The sequence below is a fragment of the Curtobacterium sp. MCSS17_006 genome (genome assembly GCF_003234215.1).
In the GTDB taxonomy this organism is placed as follows: Bacteria; Actinomycetota; Actinomycetes; order Actinomycetales; family Microbacteriaceae; genus Curtobacterium; species Curtobacterium flaccumfaciens.
The window spans coordinates 36,524-53,730 of sequence record NZ_QKSO01000019.1; the positions used below are offsets into that span (position 1 = coordinate 36,524).

The window sequence follows — 17,207 nt, forward strand, 5'->3', positions numbered from 1 at the left end:
CGCGGCCGACCCCGACGTGAGCACGACCGCACCCGACGCCGTGGACGCCACCGCCCCGGCTCCGGGGGCCGACCTCGCGATCCGCACCACGGGCCTCCAGAAGGTGTTCCGCAAGCAGCGCGCGGTCGACGGCATCGACCTGGCGGTGCCGCGCGGCGCGGTCTTCGGGTTCCTCGGGCCGAACGGTTCGGGCAAGACCACCACGATCCGGATGCTGCTCGGGCTGTCGAGCGCGACGGGCGGCACGATCGAGGTCCTGGGTGAGCCGATGCCGAAGGCCCTGCACGACGTCCTGCCCCGCGTCGGCGCGCTCGTCGAGGGGCCGGCCTTCTACCCGTACCTGTCCGGCCGGGCGAACCTGCAGCGCTTCGACGCCGCCGACCCCACCTCGGACCCGCGCACCCGCAAGGCCCGCGTGGCCGCTGCCCTCGACCGCGTCGGGCTGACCCACGCGGCCGACAAGAAGGCGCACGCGTACTCCCTCGGCATGAAGCAGCGGCTCGGTCTCGCGAACGCCCTGCTGTCCCCGCGTGACCTGCTGGTGCTCGACGAGCCGACCAACGGTCTCGACCCGCAGGGCACGCGCGAGGTCCGCAACCTCATCCGCTCCCTGGCCGACGACGGCACCACGGTGTTCGTGTCGAGCCACCTGCTGGCCGAGATCGAACAGGTCTGCACGCACGCGGCCGTCATGCGGACGGGCAAGATCGTCGCGCAGGGGCCCCTCGACGAGCTGCGCGCAGCCGGGGCCCGGACCGTGACCGTGCGGACGCCCGACGTCGGACAGGCCGGTGCCGTCCTCATCCGGCTCGGGCTCACCCCGCGGCACGACGGCGGGGCCGACGTGCTGGTGGCCGACCTGCCGAACGCGCTGCTGCCCGAGACGATCACCGCGGAGCTCGTGCGCGCCGACGTCCGGGTGCGCGGCCTGACGGTGGGCGGCGGCACCCTCGAGGACCTGTTCGTCGCACTCACCGGAGAGGGATTCGATGTCGCAGCCTGACGCGGCCGTGCGCGACCTGCCCGTCCGCCGCCGGCAGCGCCCGTTCGCACTGCTCGGTTCCGAACTCGCGCTGGTCTTCCGGCGTCGCCGCACCTGGGCGATGCTCGGGGCGCTCGCGCTCGTGCCGATCCTGATCGCGGTCGCCGTGAAGCTCACCACCGACGGCGACGACGGCGGGCCGGCGTTCCTCGGCGACATCACCAACAACGGCCTGTTCGTCGCGTTCACCGCACTGACCGTGTCGATCCCGCTGTTCCTGCCGCTGACCGTCGGCGTGGTCGCCGGGGACACCGTCGCGGGCGAGGCCAGCCACGGCACGATCCGCTACCTGCTCGTCGCACCGACGGGCCGCGTGCGGTTCATCCTGGTGAAGTTCGCCGGTGCCGTCGCGTTCTGCCTGGCCGCCACGCTGCTGGTGGTGCTGGTCGGCGCGGCGATCGGCGCCGTGCTGTTCCCGATCGGCCCCGTCACGCTGCTCTCCGGCACCCAGGTGGGCGGCTGGTCGTACGCCGGCCGTGCCCTGCTGCTCGCGCTGTACGTCGCGATGTCGATGCTCGGGCTCGTGGCGATCGGCATGTTCACCTCGACGCTGACGAACGTGCCGGTCGGGGCGATGGCCGCGACGGTCGTGCTCGCCGGGACGTCGCAGGTGCTCGACCAGCTCCCCCAGCTCGACTGGCTGCACCCGTTCCTGTTCTCGCACCAGTGGCTCGGGTTCGGCGACCTGCTGCGCGACCCGATCTCGTTCGACTCGTTCGGGTCGAACGCGGTGCTGCAGCTCGGGTACGTCGTGGTGTTCGGGGCGCTGGCGTACAGCCGCTTCGCTTCCAAGGACATCCTGAGCTGACGCGGCAGGGGCCCGGCACGGAGGTGTCGGGCCCCTGCAACGCGCAGCGCGTTCCGCTCGCTCAGCTCGCGGGCGACGCCGATCCGCCGGCCATCGTCTCCGTGTCGGTCCCCCGCGCATCGGCGTACCGGTCGCGGAGGTCACGGGCCTTCTCGGAGCGGTACCAGTCGAGCCGCGCCCCGGTCTCCACGGTCTGCATCCCGATCACGACCTTGCCGCGGGACTTCATCTCGGCCAGGTCCTCGTACGCCTCGACGATGTACTCGAACGGGTAGAAGCCCGAGATCAGGACCTGCACGCGGCGGTCCTGCACGGCCTTCGCCAGCAGGGTGAGCAGCTCGCGCGTCTCCTCGTCCTCGGCGGGTGCGCGGAGGAACCGGACCTCGATGTCCCGGCGCTCCTCCGACGACACGAACCGCTCCTGGCCGACGCCGAGGCGTTCGGCCAGCAGCTCGGCGTTGCTCTCGCCGTGGTTGTCGATGAACGCGGTGATCGGCCGGCCGTCGGCGATGTCGCGGATGCGGTCTTCCTCGCCCTCACCGTAGGCGACGGGCAGCGTGCCGATCTGCCGCAGGTAGTCGTGGTTGCGGGGACTGCCGAGGGCGATCACGGTCGCGCCGGCGTCGTGCGCAAGCTGGCACTCGATGTGTCCGACACCACCCGCTGCGGCCGAGATCACGACGGTGTCCTGCGGTCCGAGCCGGAGCGACCGGACGACCGACACCGCGGTGCAGCCCGCCAGGTACAGGCCGCCGGCGACCTCCCACCCGACGTGCTCCGGCTTCTTGATGACGGCGCCGCGCGGCACCGCGATCCACGTGGCGTGGGCGCCGCCGGTCGGCGCGTGCCCCATCACCTCGTCGCCGATGCGGAGGTCCTTCACGCCGTCGCCCCGCGCGCGCACGATGCCGGCGAAGTCGACGCCCTGGTGGGCGGGGAACTCGAGGTCGACGTGGTCGCGGAGCTTCCCCTCACGCAGGAACCGCTCGATGTGGTTCAGGCCCGCGGCCACGATCTCGACGACGATCTCGCCCGGTCCGGCCTCGGGCTTCTGCTGGGGGACGAGCTCGACGACGTCGAAGTCGCCGTACCGGTCGTACTGCACTGCACTGCCGACTCGCATGGGTGCTCCTTCGCTCCAGGTGTGCGTCCGTGCTACTCGGTGTTCCCGCACGCAACCCGAAGACGTGGGGTACCGCGGCTGTGGACGTGCCCAGACGGCGGACTGGAGGCCCGTGGCGGCGCCGCCACGGGCCTCCAGTCCGCCGTCACGCGCGTCCACCGCGCGTGGGGACCGGGCTCAGTGCTTGCCGGCGGCTGCGATGACGGCGCGGACCGTCTCGGGGTCGAGGCGGAACGCCCGCGGGTCGGCGTCGCCCCGTGGCACGCGGACAGGGGTCGACCAGACCGAGCCGTCCGCGGCGACGTCGACGACGAGCGCGCCGCTGTCGACGACGGCGGATTCCTCGTCGTACGGGCCGACGACGTCGGTGTCGTTCGCGACACCGGGGGCGACGAGGACCGGGACGCCGGCGAGCGACCCGGCGAAGTGGTGGTGGTAGTGGCCGGCGAGGACGACCCGCACGTCGGAACCACGGATGACGTCGGCGAGCGCCTCGGGGTTCTGCAGGCGGAGGGCCTCGTGCAGCTCGGTCGGAGCGGGCAGCGGCGGGTGGTGCAGGACGACGACGGTGCCGTGCGGGGCACCGTCTGCGCCTTCGGCGAGGGCCGTGCGCAGGTGCTCGAGCGCCGCGTCGCTGAGCTCGCCGTACCCGGCACCCGGGACGCTCGTGTCGACGGTCACGATCCGTCGACCCGCGACGACCGACTGCCCGGAGACGGGGACCGTCGGCGGCAGGTACTCCAGCGTGTGCAGCAGCGCCGTGCCGCCCTCGCCCAGGACGTGCCCGTTCGCCAGGACCTGGCGGAAGCCCTCGCGCAGGTCGTGGTTGCCGGGCACCGCGACGAGGGCCGCTCCGTGCCGCTCCGCCCAGCCGCCGACGCGGTCCCGCACGATCGCGTAGGACTCGGGGCTGCCGTCCTCGGAGACGTCGCCCGAGACCACCACCAGCCCGATGCCGGGCACCGCATCGACGTGGGCGAGCAGCCGTTCGAGCGCGGCCGTGGTGTCGACCGCGCCCTGGTGCAGGGCTCCGTCGCCGGTCAGGTGGGTGTCGGAGAGGTGGAGGATCCGGAGGGTCCCGGCTGCTGGCGGCTGCATGCGTCCACGGTAGCCACGGCCCCCGTCAGTCAGGTGGTGCGGGGCGGTCAGGTGCAGCGGCGGCCTCGTCGAGGACGCCCGCTTGGTACAGGCACACGCGGCGTCGCTCGGATGTCTGCGCGGGGCGTTGCTCCGATCGATCACCCTTTCGCACCGACGACCCTGAGACGTAGGATGTCTGCATGTCCTCCAGCGACGACCAGCACCGGATCGACCCCGCGACCGGGGCACCCGCACCCGCGACCGGCTCCGCGTCCGCCGCTCGTACGCGGGTCAAGCGACAGCTGCCGACGGTGCGGGACCTCGCGCCCCTCATGCAGTTCAAGAAGCCCTCGCTGCCGGGTCGACGGCAGCGCCTCGAACAGGCCTTGACGATCTGGGACCTGCGGGACATCGCCGCCCGCCGCACCCCGAAGGCCGCGTTCGACTACACCGAGGGCGCGGCCGAGGCGGAGATCTCACTGGCTCGCGCGCGGCAGGCGTTCGAGGACATCGAGTTCACCCCGGCGATCCTGCGGGACGTGTCGCGGGTGGACACCTCGCGTCAGGTGCTCGGGGCACCGGTGTCGTACCCGTTCGGCATCGCGCCGACGGGCTTCACGCGGATGATGCAGACCGAGGGCGAGCGGGCCGGTGCCCGGGCAGCCGGACGTGCCGGTATCCCGTTCTCGCTCTCCACGATGGGCACCACCGCGATCGAGGACGTCCGCGACGCCAACCCGCACGGGCGCAACTGGTTCCAGCTGTACATGTGGAAGGACCGCGAGAAGTCGATGGCGCTGGTCTCCCGCGCCCAGCAGGCCGGCTTCGACACCCTGCTCGTGACCGTGGACGTGCCCGTCGCGGGTGCGCGGCTGCGGGACAAGCGGAACGGGTTCTCGATCCCGCCGCAGCTGAGCGCCCGGACCGTGGTGAACGCGATCCCGCGGCCGTGGTGGTGGTTCGACTTCCTGACCACCGAACCGCTGGCGTTCGCGTCGCTCGACCGCTGGTCCGGCACCGTCGGCGAGCTGCTCGACCACATGTTCGACCCGACAGTCACCTACGAGGACCTTGCCTGGATCCGTGACCAGTGGCAGGGCAAGATCGTCGTGAAGGGCGTGCAGTCCCTGGCGGACGCCAAGCGCCTGGCCGATCTGGGCGTCGACGGCATCACGCTGTCGAACCACGGCGGCCGACAGCTCGACCGCGCCCCGGTGCCCTTCCACCTGCTGCCCTCCGTGGTCAAGGAGGTCGGGAAGGACACCGAGGTGCACCTCGACACGGGCATCATGTCCGGCGCCGACATCGTCGCCGCGGTCGCCCTCGGCGCGACGTTCACGATGGTCGGCCGCGCCTACCTGTACGGGCTGATGGCGGGCGGCGAGGCCGGGGTGGACCGGATGATCCAGATCCTGTCCGAGCAGATCGAGCGGACCATGCGGCTGCTCGGGGTGGCCTCGCTCGACGAGCTCGAGCCGGGGCACGTGACCCAGCTGCAGCGGTTGCAGCCGATCCCCCGGGCCTGAGCGGTCTGCTCGCCGCGCGTTGCATCGTGCACGTTCGGACGGCGGACACCGGGCGTTCGTCGGTCGATTTCCGTGACGCCCCCCGAACGGGTCACAAATGATGCAAGATGTCCGTGGACGCGTCAACGAAACCCTCGGCATCCGGCCGGCTGGTGCGTCCGTCCCTCCCCGCATCCTGCGCCCGAGCATCCACGAGGAGCCCGACATCTCGACCCGAAGCACGTGCACGCCCTCGCGCGGCACGACCCCACGGACCACCCCCACACCCCCGGTCACCCGAGGGGGCACCCGATGATCCGCCACCGCGCGATCCTGGCGGTCGCGACCGCCGGCGCCCTGGTCCTCGGCGTCCCCACCGCCGCCTCCGCCCGCACCTGGTGGGGCTGGGACGGCGAGCGCCGCTGGCACAACGCCCCGGTGAACCCCACCCCGACGCCGGCCCCGGACGAGACGGAGGCCCCGGCCCCCACCGACGAGTGGACCCCGGACACGGAGCCCGAGCAGGACTCCGCGCCGATCGAGGACTCGGCCCCCGTCGCCGAGCCCGCGCCCGACGCAGAGGCCGAGCCCGAGGCCGCGCCCGAGGCGGAGGCCTCCCCCGCGGACCTGTCCGCGATCGCACCGGACGCCCCGTTCGTCGAGGACTTCACCACGAACGCCGTCACCGGCCTCGTCCAGTCGCTGTACCCGCAGTCGTGGCAGCCCTACCCCGACGGCACCTCGGGCATCTACGCGCCGAGCAAGACCGTGTCGGTGCACGACGGCGTGATGGACGTCGCCCTCGGCACCGGTGCCGGAGCGGCCGGCACCTTCGGCTCCTCCGACGGCGCCTGGGACCACGTCGGTGGTTCGTTCTCGGTCCGCGCGAAGGCGACCGGCGGGGACGGCAACGGCGCGGCCTTCATGCTGTGGCCGACGTCGAACGTGTGGGCCGACGGCGAGATCGACTTCCCCGAGGGCAACTTCGAGGACAGCCCCTCGGTGTTCCACCACTCGATGACCCCGGGCAAGGAAGCCGAGCGCGTCCAGCTCGGCACCGGCGTCTCGTGGCGCGACTGGCACACCTACAAGGTCGACTGGGTCCCCGGTGAGTCCGTGACCTACAGCGTCGACGGCAAGGTCCTCGGCACCGTCACGCACGACGTGCCGACGACCCCGCACCGCTTCATGTTCCAGGTCGGCAACTGGGGCGAGCAGGGCAACCTGCTCATCGACTGGGTCTCGACGACCGAGTAGCGTCCGCAGGTCCGCACCACGGACGGACGGGAGGCCCGGTGCCAGCTGGCACCGGGCCTCCCGTCCGTCCGTGTGGTCGCGTTCAGGGCGTCGCGCGCCGCTCAGAAGAGCGCGTTCAGGTCCGCGTAGTCCACCCCGCCCGCCAGCGAGTCATAGGTGCCGGTGGTCCGCAGCTCGGCCGTGGCCTGCCGAACGACGGCGTACGCGGCCTGCGCGACGGCGGAACCGAGACTGATGCGGGCCACCCCGAGCCGGGCGAGTTCCGCCACGGTCGGCGACCCCGGACCGGCCATCACGTTCACCGGGCCGTCGATCGACTCCACCAGCGCACGGATGGTCTCGACGTCTCGGACTCCGGGGACGAACACGCCGTCCGCGCCGGCTCCGCGGTAGCGACGAGCACGCTCGAGCGTCTCGGCCAGGAGCCGTTCGGGATCGACGAGCCCGGCGAGGTGGACGTCGGTCCGTGCGTTGACGAACAGGCGCACCCCGGCTCGTTCCGCCGCGCGCCGGGCCGCCCCGATCCGGTCGGCGAGCGCCTCCGGATGCAACCTGCCGTCCTCGATGTTGATCCCGACGGCGCCCGCTTCGAGCACCGCGTCCACCGTGCGCGCCACGCCGTCCGCGTCGTCGGCGTACCCGGACTCGATGTCGACGGTGACCGGCACCGACACCGAAGCCGCGATCCGCGCGACCGCGTCCATCGCTTCCGCACGGGTCAGGGTGTTCCCGTCCGGTCGCCCGAGTGACCAGGCGACGCCCGCACTGGTCGTGGCGATCGCGGTCGCGCCGGCGTCCTCGACGAGTCGGGCGCTCACGGCGTCCCAGACGTTGACGAGGACGAGTGGCCGGGATCGGTGGTCGTGGAGTCCGTGGAAGGTCGCGGCTCTGGTCGAAGTGGTGTTCACCCCTCGATCCCAGCGGTCCGAGCGCGGACGAGCTGGCGGGTTCCGGACGACGCGGTGGGGCCGCTCAGCCCTCGGGGCGAGGAGACCTGCGTGGGTTCAGCAGGTCTCCGTCCCACGACAGGTCGTCGAGCTCGCGGACCTCGAACGCCTCGAACCGGCCGTCTTCGAGCACGCCGTCGATGAGCGCGCGCGATCCGGCGACGATCGTCGAGTCCCAGTCCTCCTCGGCGGCGACGACCCACGCGTGGTCCTCCGGCCAGATGAACGTCGTGTGCGGCGCCACCTGGCCGTGCAGGCCGAAGCTCTCCCAACCCGGGACCGCCCGCTGCGCCCACGACGGATCGACGAGCTCGTCCAGGGTCGCGCTGAAGAGCCAGGTGTCCCGCGCGGGCCAGGCCATCAAGCCCCGCGCACGTCGGATCCGGTGCCGGCGTTCAGCGGACGGCGGCCCGCCCGTCCCCTCCCACGCTCCGACGACCAGGTCTCCGGGGGTCGACGTCGCGCTCCGTAGGTGCGTGGTGAGGACGGCGAGGTCCTGCGGGTCGAACCACCCGTCGTCCGACTGGTCCACGCGCCAGCCGTCGGCCCACGACGTCGTCTGCTCGTCGTCGGTCAGGCGTTGCCACTGCACCAGGGGGTGCATCACGCGGTCGTTGCGGCGCGCGACCTCCGACCACCGCCAGCGGGTGTGTTCGACGTCCGGGTGGTCGCCCCACTCGTCCGTGGTGTCGAGGTCCGCCCGATGCGCGCCGACCGGGTGCAACAGTCGTGCGTACGCCTCGAACCCGGTGCCGGCGACGCCACCGACACTCGCCCAGCCTCCGGCACGCGCGACGAGCCAGTCGCCCCGCGATGCCTCACTCAGCAGGCGCATCGTGCTGCTGCTCAGAGCTTCTCGTCGACGAGCGCGATGAAGCGGCTGCCGATGCCCTCGACCTCGCGCCGCGTCAACCCGGCGGTGGGCTCCGGCGCCTGGTACGGGGCGTGGTAGTCGCACATCAGGTAGTCCCACTCGGGCCACCACTTCTTCGGGCGCGCCTCTTCGTCGAAGCCGCAGACCACGCACTCCAGGCGAGTCCAGACCTTCTTGGTGCCGGTGCGGTTGGCGCGGGACTGCACGAGCCAGGCGGGCGGGTCCTGCTCGATCGCGTCGAGCTCCGCTTCGCTCAGGCGCGACGGGATGCCGTGGCGGGTCGCCATCTCGAGGGGGATGTCGAGCCGGACGGCGGCTTCGCGGCGGGAGAGCATCCGTCCAGGGTAGGTCCTGCCACTTCCCACCTCGAACTGCGACGGCAGCAACCGGGACGTCCACCGCGGACTTTCCTCGAGTGGGCGGTCCGTGTATGGTCTCGATCACTGAGGTAAAAGGCGCCGCGATCTGCGACGCACCAGCACGCGGCATCGAACGAGTCGCCACTTCTTCCCTCGAAGGAGTGCGCCATCGTGTCCCCCAGTCCCGCTCTCACCACCGGGCACGTGCCCGGCGGTGGTTCTTCTCCTCGTCTGCGCGACGCCTGGATCGCCCTCGCCGGGCTGTCCGCGGTGTTCCTGTTCGAGATGCTCGACAACTCCGTGCTCAACGTCGCCCTGCCGACGATCGGCCGCGACCTGGGCTCGTCGACGACGGGCCTGCAGTGGGTCTCGGGTGCCTACTCGGTCGCCTTCGGAGGGCTGATGCTGCTCTTCGGCGCCGTCGCCGACCGCATCGGACGCCGCCGGGTCATGTTCGCCGGGCTCGTCCTGCTGGCCCTGGCGAGCCTCGCCACGGCGGTGGTCACGTCGACCGAGCAACTGATCGCCGTGCGCGTCGCGATGGGCGTCGCCGCGGCGATGACGACGCCCGGGTCGATGGCGCTGGCGTTCCGGCTCTTCGACGACGAAGGCCTCCGGGTGCGGGCACTCACCGTCATCTCCACGGCCGGGCTCGTCGGGCTGGCCATCGGGCCGACCGTCGGCGGGTTCGTGCTCGCCGTCGCCCCGTGGCAGGTGCTGCTGCTGGCCGACGTGCCCATCGCGGTCCTCGCACTCGTCGGCATCCGGCTCGGTGTCGCCCGCGACGAGGCTTCAGGGCTCCATCGTGATCCGGTCGACGTGGTCGGAGCGCTGCTCGGTACCGTGACCACGGCCGGAGCGCTCGTGGCGCCGACAATCCTGGTCGAGTCCGGAGCCGCTGGCTGGTGGGGGTGGGCCGTCCTCGCCCTCGCCGTCACCTGCGCTGTGGGGTTCGTCGCCCGCGAGCGGACCGCGCGGCACCCGCTGATCGACCTGCACCTGCTCGCCCGACCACTCGTCTCGAGCGGCCTCGCGTTCAAGGCCGTGTCGGGTCTGGCCGTCGCCGGGCTGTCGTACCTCGTGACCCTGCAGCTGCAGTTCGCCTGGGGCTGGCCGCCGGCGCTGGCCGCCGTCGGGACGTTGCCGCAGGTGGTCGTGCTGCTCCTCGGCGGCCGCTTCGTCGGGCCGTTCGTGCAGCGGGTCGGCCTGGGCCCCGCCGCCTGGACGAGCGCCGTCTCGGTCGTCTCCGGTCTCGCGGTCTTCGGCGCCCTGAGCCGGTACGGGTACCCGTGGGTGATCGTCGCGCTCGTGCTCGTCGCCGCCGGCATGCGGGTCGTCGGCGTCGTCGCCGGCGCCTCGGTCCTCACTGGCCTGCCCGCCGACCGCACCTCCGTCGGGGCGGCGCTCGTCGACACGTCGAGCGAGCTCGCGGGCGGTGCCGCCGTGGCCGCGGCGGGGACCATCGTCGCCGCCTTCGTCGCCGGGAGCATCACCACGACCACCTGGACCGCCGTCCGGCTCGAGGGCTTCCAGGACGCCCTCACCGTCGCCGGGCTCGGCCTCGCCACGGTCGCAGCACTGCTCGTCGTGGTCGGCATGCTCCGAGCCCAGCCCGCCGTCGAACCAGAGGACGAGGCCCCGTCCGACCCTGCCGACACCACCCCTGCACACACCGACCCGATCACCATCACCGAGGAGACCTCCCGTGTCTGACTCCATCGCCCTCCCCCGCCCGCCGTTCGACCCCGAGTTCGTGCCCTTCCTCACCGCCATGGACGCGCGCGGCCGTTTCCACCTCACGGCGCAGATGCTGCCGCAGATGCGACAGCTGGACATGACGGAGGCGCAGCTCGACGAAGGACTGCGTGCTCGCGGCCTCGAGCGGAGCAGCATCACGATCCCGGGGTACCGCGGTGACCCGATCGACCTCGCCGTGATCCAACGCACCGGCCGCACCGGCACGGCTGCCCTGGCCTACGCGATCCACGGCGGCGGCATGATGTTCGGCCACCACCTCGGCAACCTCGACTCCTACGACGAGTGGCTGCTGGTGCACGACGTCGTCCTGGTCAGCCCGGACTACCGCCTGGCTCCGGAACACCCGGACCCGTACCCGGTCGAGGACTGCTACGCCGGTCTCGTCTGGGCAGCCGAGCACGCCGACGAACTCGGCATCGACCCGGAGCGCATCGTCCTCGTCGGGCAGAGCGCCGGTGCCGGTCTCGCCGCCGGCACCGCCCTCCTCGCCCGCGACCGACAGGGGCCCTCCGTCATCGGCCAGGTGCTCGTGAGCCCCATGCTCGACGACCGCGACGCGACACTGTCGGCTCGGCAGTTCGACGGTGTCGGCGTCGCCGACCGGCAGATGACACGGTTCGGCTGGGACGCCTACCTCGGTGACCGGCGGGGTGGCGAGGACGTGTCGATCTACGCTGCACCCGGCCGCGCGACCGACCTCACCGGGCTCCCGCCCGCGTACATCGACTGCGGCAGCACCGAGGTGTTCCGCGACGAGACCGTCGCCTACGCCAGCTCGCTGTGGGCGGCAGGGGTCCAGGCGGAACTGCACGTGTGGCCGGGAGCGTTCCACGGGTCGACCAGCATGATGCCCGACGCGACGCTGTCGAAACGGGCCGTGCAAGCTCTGCGCGAGTTCACCGGGCGCCTCCTCAGTCCGGCCGTCTGACGGCAGTCCCGGCACGTGCGCATCGCGGCGCTCGTGCCGGGACCGGGTGGGTCATAGCATCAGCTAGATCCGGTCCAGGGACGCCACCGCGACGACGATCGGCCACGCCTCACCGTCGAGCTGCACGGACCGCAGCCCGCGCGGCAGGGGTTGTCCGTCATCGGACACGACGACGACTCCCTGCAGCCCGATGAGGTGCCCGGAACCCCGGCTGTAGTGGACACGATCACCGACGACGGGCATGAGGATGGTGTCCGCCGCCAGCTCCTCTGCAGCGAGTTCGACGACGAGAGGCCAGGACTCCGTGAGCACCTCGGCGAGCTGTGCCTCGAACCCGCCGCGTTCGTCGAGCTCCGCGTCGCGCACCTCGGGATCCACGATCCTCGCGACTGGCAGGACCTGCGGGCCGATCGTCCTCGCGACTCCGCATCCGATCGCGACCCCCAGGCCGGTGAGGGACAGCCCCGTGCTCGCCATCTCGAACCGCAACGGGACTGGCTCAGCGCCGACCTGACGGAGTCCGCCGTTCGAGCCGCCGGCGGTGTGCGCTCGCACGGCAGTCGCCTGCACCGCGCCGTGGATTCGTGGCGCGACCGGAGCTGCTCTCGTCCGCCGGAGATCACCGCCGAACTGCTCTCCGAGATGCTTCGTGAACGCGAGGGCGCCAGGCCGTCGCTCGTCGCAGTTGTCCATCGGGTCGCCTTCGGGTCGGCTTCTCGCAGCCTCGGGTCAGGCTGTTCCCGGACCGTACTGCCGGACCATCGGCCCACACGACGGTTCCTCACCGATTTTGCGGTAACCAGCAACGCCGATTCGTCGTCCGCATCCGCGCAGCCCTCATGAGGACTGAAACCGCCGCTGAGCAGGATGAGTGGCAAGCCGACCAGCAACGCGGCCCCCGCCCGGAAGTCCATGAGAGACGGACGGGAGGCCCGGTGCCAGCTGGCACCGGGCCTCCCGTCCGTCTCGTGGTCGCGTCGACGACGCGACCCGCAGGCGCTGGTGCGTCAGCGCGATCCGACGATCGCGGCCTTGGTCTGGTCACGCAGGTACGCGATGCCCGCAGCGTTCGGGTGGAGTGCGCCGAACAGGATGGAGTACTTGGTCCCGGCCAGCGGGGTGCTGTCCGCAGCGGTGCCGCGATCGGTCAGGGTGAGTCCTGCCATCCACGCGGAGCCCGACGCAGCACAGGGGGTGTGCGTGGCAGAGCCCTGCAGCGTCGAGACGTAGGTGAAGCCGCGAGCCTTCGCCGCAGCCTTGACCACTGCGTCGAGCGCGTTCTGGGTACGGTGGAAGTAGGCGGTGTCGGTGGCGGTGAAGGGGAACGCGTTCTGCGGGAACGGCGGCTCGAGACCGGAGTCACCGAGGAGGCTCGAGAAACATCCCTTCGGGGCCTGCGCCGCACCCGGCGCGATCATCGGGTAGCCGACGACGAACACCTTCGCCTGCGGAGCACGCTGCGCGATGACGCGGAACGTCGACGCGAGCCGAGGTGCCACGACGGTGCGGATGCGCGATGCGAGACGATCCCGCGTGACGCCGTGCACGACCGGTGCGTAGTAGTCCTTGCAGTGGTCGTAGGTCTTCCCGTGGATCTCCGAGAACACCGGGCCGGCCTTGTCCAGCGCGACGCAGTTCTTGATGACTCCGGTGAACCCCAGGTCGTTGCCACCGATCGACACCGTGACGACGTCCGTGTCCTTCGACAGCGCGTCGGCCTGGACGGGCGCGGTGGCACTTCCGGCTCCGGTCTTCTGCGCGACCCGGGAGATGTTGCCGGTGGTGGCACCGGCGCAGGCACGGTCGTCGAGTCGGAGCCCCAGGGATTCTGCGACCTGGTGCGGGTAGTCGGTGGTGGACTGGAAGCAGCCGGCCGCCGGACCCGAGCTGTACGGGGCGACGCCGAAGCCGCCCGTGTACGAGTCCCCGAGGGCCACGTAGCTGTCACCGCTGGCGGCGGCCACGGACTGGGTGGGCGCCGCGCCGTCGGCGTTGGCCGCGGAGACGGGCCCGGCCGCCCCGACAGCGAGCGCTGCCGCCGTGAGGACGCCACTGGTGATCAGCAGCGCGTTGGTCCGGCGGAGGCGAGGAGCGTGACGCATGGAGCAGGTTCCTTCCAGAGGGCCTATTCGACAGACGATCGTCTGACAAGTAGACGGTAGGTCGGTACGACGCCCCGCGCCATGAGAGGGCCACAAGGTGCCGAGGTCGCACGACGACGAGGAGCACCCGGGCAGAACTCCACAAGACTTCTTGTGCATGTAAGGTCACACCATGACCCAAGGACGGATCGACGATCCCGCCCAGATGCGCGCCCTCGCTCACCCGACGCGCCTGCGCATCCTCGGCCTGTTGCGTGCGAACGGCCCGCAGACCGCCGCGACGATCGGTGAGGTGATCGACGAGGCGCCGGGCACGATCAGCTACCACTGCACCCGGCTCGCCGCCGCCGGCTTCATCGAGCCCGCTCCCGACGCGGGCACGGACCGCCGTGAGCGCTGGTGGCGAGCCGCGCACGACGCCTCCGTGTGGGAGCTCGCCGATGCGCTCGACGACCCGGAGCGGTTGCTCGCCACGAACGCCCTCGACCACGCGGTCGCCCGCGTGTACGCCGCGAACTACGAGGCGTTCGTCGACCTCGCGCCGACGCTCGGACGCGAGTGGGTGTCGGCGTCCTCGAGCTCGGACCGCGTGCTCCGCCTCACGGCCGCCGAACTCCAGGACATGGGCGAGGAACTCCGCGGCGTCGTGGACCGCTGGGCTGGTGTCGCTGCCGAGCACCACGCCGGCGACGGCTCCGAGCAGGTCTTCGTGCTGAACCAGGCATACCGATGGCCGCGCGCCTGAGCCCCCGCGCGCAACTGCGCGCACTGCTCGCGGTGCAGGTGGTGTCGCGCATCGGGAACGTCGTCACCACCATCACCGTGCCGTTCGCCGTCCTCGCGCGTGGCGGCTCCGCCACCGACGTCGGCATCGCCGCGTTCATGGCAACGGTGCCGATCGTGCTCGGCGGCCCGTTCGGCGGTGCCATCGTGGAGCGGGTCGGGTTCGTCCGCTCGAGTGTCGCGTCCGACGTCGTCAGCGGGCTCACCCTGCTCGCGATGCCGGTGCTCGCCTGGACCGTCGGTCTGCCGTTCTGGGCGCTCCTCGCACTCGTGTTCGTCAGCGGGCTGTTCGACACCCCGGGTGAGTCCGCCCGACGGGTGCTCCTGCCGGGGCTCGCGACCGCGGCAGGCGTGCCGCTCGAACGTGCCGTCGGCCACTTCGAGGCGTCGTCACGGCTGTCGGTGCTGATCGGTGCGCCCCTCGGCGGGACCCTGGTCGCCGTCCTCGGTCCGATGCCGGGCCTGGCCTGCGTGGCGATCACCTTCGGGGCAGCCGCGCTGCTCATGGCGCTCACGGTCCGCGGCGCGGTGGCACCGATCGAGTCGACCGAACCCGTGGAGTCGCAGGGGTACTGGCGCGACATCGCCGACGGGTTCCGGTTCTGCGTCCGCGATCCCCTGTTCCGGCTCGTGGTCGCGCTGGTGCTCGTGACGAACCTGCTCGACGCCGCACGCTCGACCACGCTCCTGCCGCTCTACGCCGACCAGCAGCTCGGCGGCGCGCAGGCGCTCGGGCTCGTCACCGGCGTCTTCGGGGGTGCGGCGTTCCTCGGCTCCGTCGCCTTCGGGTACGTGGCGCACCGCGTGCCACGGCGGTTGGTCTTCGCCCTGTGCTTCGTGCTCGCCGGCGGGCCGTCCCTGGTGGTCCCGGCGCTCGGGCTCGGCCTGCCGTGGATGCTCGCCTCGGCTGCGCTGTCCGGGCTCGCGGCCGGGTCGATCAACCCGATCCTCGGAGCCGTCGAGCTCGAGCGGATCCCGGAGCACATGCGCGCGCGGGTGTTCGGCCTGCTCGGTGCCGGCGCGTGGGCGGGCATCCCCGTCGGCGGCCTGCTCGCCGGGCTCGCTGCCGACGGCGTGGGGGTCGAGGCCACCTTCGCCGTCGTCGCGGTCGTGTACACGGTCGTGACGCTCACGCCGCTGCTCGGAGGATCGTGGCGGCTGATGGAACGCCGCTCGGGCACGGTGTCGGCGGCTTGACGTCCGGTGGTCCGCCCGGGCCGCCGCCTAGGCTGCGAACGTGACCAGGCAGCGGACGAACACCCGACGAGCGATCGTCGTGACCGTTCTCATCGCGGCTGCCGCGGCGCTCCTGTTCATCGGCCTGCGCACCGCACTGTTGTTCATGGGCGCGACGGAGGGCGACGTGCCGGCGACGGCGTCGATCCCCCTGCCGGTCGGGAGCAGGGTGGTCCACGAGGACAAGGAGTGCGCATCCGGTGGATGTTGGTCGGTCGTGTCCGTGCAGCCGCCGTCGGGGATGAGCCCGACCGAACTGTCGACGACGTTGGGCACTGAACCGTTCGCGAGGCTGCCCGGGACGCTGTGGGATCCCCGTGTCGTCAACCTGACGTCGGAGGTCCAAGGCGAGCTCCTCGTGGTCCGAGCGGACTACTGGTCGCGCGAAGCCCCGCCCTGATGCCCGGAAGACCACACGAAGCGGCCGTGCCTGGAGGCACGGTGCCAGCTGACACCGCGCCTCCCGTCCGCCCTGTGTCGCGTCGACGACGCGTCAGGCTTCCCAGGGCCAGTAGGTCTGGCAGGTCTCGGGGCCGCCGTTCGTCGAGCCGCAGACCTCCACCGGCCCCCAGATGCTGAGGACGACCCACGCGACCTGCAGCACCAACATGCTCAAGCCGACGATGAACAGGGCACGGACGCGTCGACGATCGTCACGGACACCGGTCAGCAGCGAGCCGAAGGCGGCGAGCAGCCCGCCTGCCGGGACCACGAGTCCGAGGACGACGGTCACCGTCATCAGGAGCGCGAATTCGCCTCGGGTCGCGCCGAAGCGTCGCCCAGCGTGCGGTGCAGTCACGGTCGTGAGCCTATTGGCCCTCGGGCGACGCCGATGCGCCCACTTCGGGCGGGCCGCCGACCGCGGCTCAGCCGCCGCTGCGCTCCCGCCGGCGCACCCGCAGCGTGCCGATCCCCTGCACGATGCACAGGACGCCGCTCGCGACGACGATGACCCCGGTCACGATCCGGCCGACGGAGACCCCGCCGAACAGCAGCGGGGCGACCGCCACACCGATGAACATCGCCCCCATCACGATGACGACGACCGGGTTCTGGGCGACGAAGAACCGGCGCCCACCGTTCGCCTCGGCGATCGCCCGGTCCCGAGCACGCGGGACGGCGTCCGGCGACCGACCAGCGCGGCGATCTGCACGCCGTCGCCGACTGCGCAGGACCAACCACACCGCCGCGCCGATGACCACGGCCGCTCCGATCGCGATCCACTCGACGAGCTGGAAGAACCCGAAGACGAGCACCAGGACGAACCCGACCACGACGCCCGCGAACATGTCCGTGGTCATCCGGTCGGTCCGGCCGTCGGCACTCGTGACGTAACCGGGGCGACGTTCGTACGGATCGTGCTCGTCCACGGCCGGTCCGTCGGCCCGTTCGGTTCCCATGATCC

Annotated in this window: 18 protein-coding genes; 9 read left to right on the forward strand and 9 right to left on the reverse strand. The window is 71.9% G+C overall.

Features of this window, described 5'->3' with window-relative positions:
• Positions 1-16 precede the first annotated feature (16 nt).
• Together DEJ21_RS16205 and DEJ21_RS16210 are read left to right on the forward strand one after the other, a co-directional pair.
• Positions 17-1,003, forward strand: a complete 987-nt coding sequence (locus DEJ21_RS16205) for an ABC transporter ATP-binding protein (protein ID WP_111225317.1) — start codon at positions 17-19, stop codon at positions 1,001-1,003.
• On the forward strand, positions 990-1,850 hold the full coding sequence (locus DEJ21_RS16210; protein ID WP_111225289.1) for an ABC transporter permease: 861 nt from the start codon (positions 990-992) through the stop codon (positions 1,848-1,850). Before DEJ21_RS16205 ends, DEJ21_RS16210 begins: the two co-directional genes overlap by 14 nt.
• Positions 1,851-1,911: 61 nt before the next feature.
• Here DEJ21_RS16210 and DEJ21_RS16215 read toward each other — a convergent pair whose 3' ends face one another.
• The gene (locus DEJ21_RS16215; RefSeq protein ID WP_051596869.1) at positions 1,912-2,973 is read right to left on the reverse strand and encodes an NADP-dependent oxidoreductase; all 1,062 of its coding nucleotides are present in this window, start codon (positions 2,971-2,973) and stop codon (positions 1,912-1,914) included.
• A gap of 177 nt (positions 2,974-3,150) precedes the next feature.
• On the reverse strand, positions 3,151-4,071 hold the full coding sequence (locus DEJ21_RS16220; RefSeq protein ID WP_111225290.1) for a metallophosphoesterase: 921 nt from the start codon (positions 4,069-4,071) through the stop codon (positions 3,151-3,153).
• Between the two features lie 314 nt (positions 4,072-4,385).
• Between DEJ21_RS16220 and DEJ21_RS16225 the strand changes: the two genes are divergently transcribed.
• Positions 4,386-5,579, forward strand: coding sequence for an alpha-hydroxy acid oxidase (locus tag DEJ21_RS16225; protein ID WP_111022349.1), 1,194 nt, complete (start codon positions 4,386-4,388; stop codon positions 5,577-5,579).
• Between the two features lie 291 nt (positions 5,580-5,870).
• Complete coding sequence (locus DEJ21_RS18660) at positions 5,871-6,815, forward strand: family 16 glycosylhydrolase (protein WP_258375115.1); 945 nt, start codon at positions 5,871-5,873, stop codon at positions 6,813-6,815.
• A 101-nt stretch (positions 6,816-6,916) separates the two neighbouring features.
• On the opposite strand, the gene DEJ21_RS16235 is transcribed toward DEJ21_RS18660, so the two are convergent.
• The 3 genes from DEJ21_RS16235 to DEJ21_RS16245 form a co-directional block, all read right to left on the reverse strand.
• Positions 6,917-7,723: an isocitrate lyase/phosphoenolpyruvate mutase family protein gene (locus DEJ21_RS16235; RefSeq protein ID WP_111225291.1), complete on the reverse strand. Its 807-nt coding sequence runs from the start codon at positions 7,721-7,723 to the stop codon at positions 6,917-6,919.
• Positions 7,724-7,787: 64 nt separating this feature from the next.
• Positions 7,788-8,597: a hypothetical protein gene (locus DEJ21_RS16240; RefSeq protein WP_111225292.1), complete on the reverse strand. Its 810-nt coding sequence runs from the start codon at positions 8,595-8,597 to the stop codon at positions 7,788-7,790.
• A gap of 11 nt (positions 8,598-8,608) precedes the next feature.
• Entirely contained in the window at positions 8,609-8,971 is a 363-nt protein-coding gene (locus tag DEJ21_RS16245) for a hypothetical protein (protein WP_111022117.1), read from the reverse strand.
• Between the two features lie 195 nt (positions 8,972-9,166).
• Here DEJ21_RS16245 and DEJ21_RS16250 point away from each other — a divergent pair, with 195 nt between their 5' ends.
• Complete coding sequence (locus DEJ21_RS16250) at positions 9,167-10,708, forward strand: MFS transporter (RefSeq protein WP_309146993.1); 1,542 nt, start codon at positions 9,167-9,169, stop codon at positions 10,706-10,708.
• Positions 10,701-11,681, forward strand: coding sequence for an alpha/beta hydrolase (locus DEJ21_RS16255; protein WP_111225294.1), 981 nt, complete (start codon positions 10,701-10,703; stop codon positions 11,679-11,681). Before DEJ21_RS16250 ends, DEJ21_RS16255 begins: the two co-directional genes overlap by 8 nt.
• A 63-nt stretch (positions 11,682-11,744) precedes the next feature.
• Here the strand turns inward: DEJ21_RS16255 and DEJ21_RS18395 are convergent, their stop codons facing one another.
• Both DEJ21_RS18395 and DEJ21_RS16265 read right to left on the reverse strand, forming a co-directional pair.
• Positions 11,745-12,047 (reverse strand): hypothetical protein, encoded by a 303-nt coding sequence (locus tag DEJ21_RS18395; protein WP_146245595.1) that lies wholly within the window; start codon positions 12,045-12,047, stop codon positions 11,745-11,747.
• Between the two features lie 641 nt (positions 12,048-12,688).
• A complete protein-coding gene (locus DEJ21_RS16265; RefSeq protein WP_181435935.1) occupies positions 12,689-13,783 on the reverse strand; it encodes an SGNH/GDSL hydrolase family protein in 1,095 nt (364 codons plus the stop codon).
• A 172-nt stretch (positions 13,784-13,955) separates the two neighbouring features.
• Here DEJ21_RS16265 and DEJ21_RS16270 point away from each other — a divergent pair, with 172 nt between their 5' ends.
• The 3 genes from DEJ21_RS16270 to DEJ21_RS16280 are packed head-to-tail and all read left to right on the forward strand — an operon-like array spanning position 13,956 to position 16,202.
• On the forward strand, positions 13,956-14,528 hold the full coding sequence (locus DEJ21_RS16270; RefSeq protein ID WP_111022089.1) for a transcriptional regulator: 573 nt from the start codon (positions 13,956-13,958) through the stop codon (positions 14,526-14,528).
• The gene (locus DEJ21_RS16275; RefSeq protein ID WP_111225297.1) at positions 14,513-15,763 is read left to right on the forward strand and encodes an MFS transporter; all 1,251 of its coding nucleotides are present in this window, start codon (positions 14,513-14,515) and stop codon (positions 15,761-15,763) included. Before DEJ21_RS16270 ends, DEJ21_RS16275 begins: the two co-directional genes overlap by 16 nt.
• 40 nt (positions 15,764-15,803) lie before the next feature.
• The gene (locus tag DEJ21_RS16280; RefSeq protein ID WP_146247821.1) at positions 15,804-16,202 is read left to right on the forward strand and encodes a hypothetical protein; all 399 of its coding nucleotides are present in this window, start codon (positions 15,804-15,806) and stop codon (positions 16,200-16,202) included.
• Between the two features lie 93 nt (positions 16,203-16,295).
• On the opposite strand, the gene DEJ21_RS16285 is transcribed toward DEJ21_RS16280, so the two are convergent.
• Entirely contained in the window at positions 16,296-16,601 is a 306-nt protein-coding gene (locus tag DEJ21_RS16285) for a hypothetical protein (protein WP_146247822.1), read from the reverse strand.
• A 67-nt stretch (positions 16,602-16,668) separates the two neighbouring features.
• Positions 16,669-17,202 (reverse strand): hypothetical protein, encoded by a 534-nt coding sequence (locus DEJ21_RS16290; protein WP_111225300.1) that lies wholly within the window; start codon positions 17,200-17,202, stop codon positions 16,669-16,671.
• Positions 17,203-17,207 lie beyond the last annotated feature (5 nt).

What these genes read in the sequence shown, in the direction of transcription:
- DEJ21_RS16210 (WP_111225289.1), top strand. Translation starts at nt 990, where the DNA reads ATGTCGCAGCCTGACGCGGCCGTGCGCGACCTGCCCGTCCGCCGCCGG.
- DEJ21_RS16215 (WP_051596869.1), bottom strand. Translation starts at nt 2,973, where the DNA reads ATGCGAGTCGGCAGTGCAGTGCAGTACGACCGGTACGGCGACTTCGAC.
- DEJ21_RS16220 (WP_111225290.1), bottom strand. Translation starts at nt 4,071, where the DNA reads ATGCAGCCGCCAGCAGCCGGGACCCTCCGGATCCTCCACCTCTCCGAC.
- DEJ21_RS16225 (WP_111022349.1), top strand. Translation starts at nt 4,386, where the DNA reads ATGCAGTTCAAGAAGCCCTCGCTGCCGGGTCGACGGCAGCGCCTCGAA.
- DEJ21_RS18660 (WP_258375115.1), top strand. Translation starts at nt 5,871, where the DNA reads ATGATCCGCCACCGCGCGATCCTGGCGGTCGCGACCGCCGGCGCCCTG.
- DEJ21_RS16240 (WP_111225292.1), bottom strand. Translation starts at nt 8,597, where the DNA reads ATGCGCCTGCTGAGTGAGGCATCGCGGGGCGACTGGCTCGTCGCGCGT.
- DEJ21_RS16245 (WP_111022117.1), bottom strand. Translation starts at nt 8,971, where the DNA reads ATGCTCTCCCGCCGCGAAGCCGCCGTCCGGCTCGACATCCCCCTCGAG.
- DEJ21_RS16265 (WP_181435935.1), bottom strand. Translation starts at nt 13,783, where the DNA reads ATGCGTCACGCTCCTCGCCTCCGCCGGACCAACGCGCTGCTGATCACC.
- DEJ21_RS16270 (WP_111022089.1), top strand. Translation starts at nt 13,956, where the DNA reads ATGACCCAAGGACGGATCGACGATCCCGCCCAGATGCGCGCCCTCGCT.
- DEJ21_RS16275 (WP_111225297.1), top strand. Translation starts at nt 14,513, where the DNA reads ATGGCCGCGCGCCTGAGCCCCCGCGCGCAACTGCGCGCACTGCTCGCG.
- DEJ21_RS16290 (WP_111225300.1), bottom strand. Translation starts at nt 17,202, where the DNA reads ATGGGAACCGAACGGGCCGACGGACCGGCCGTGGACGAGCACGATCCG.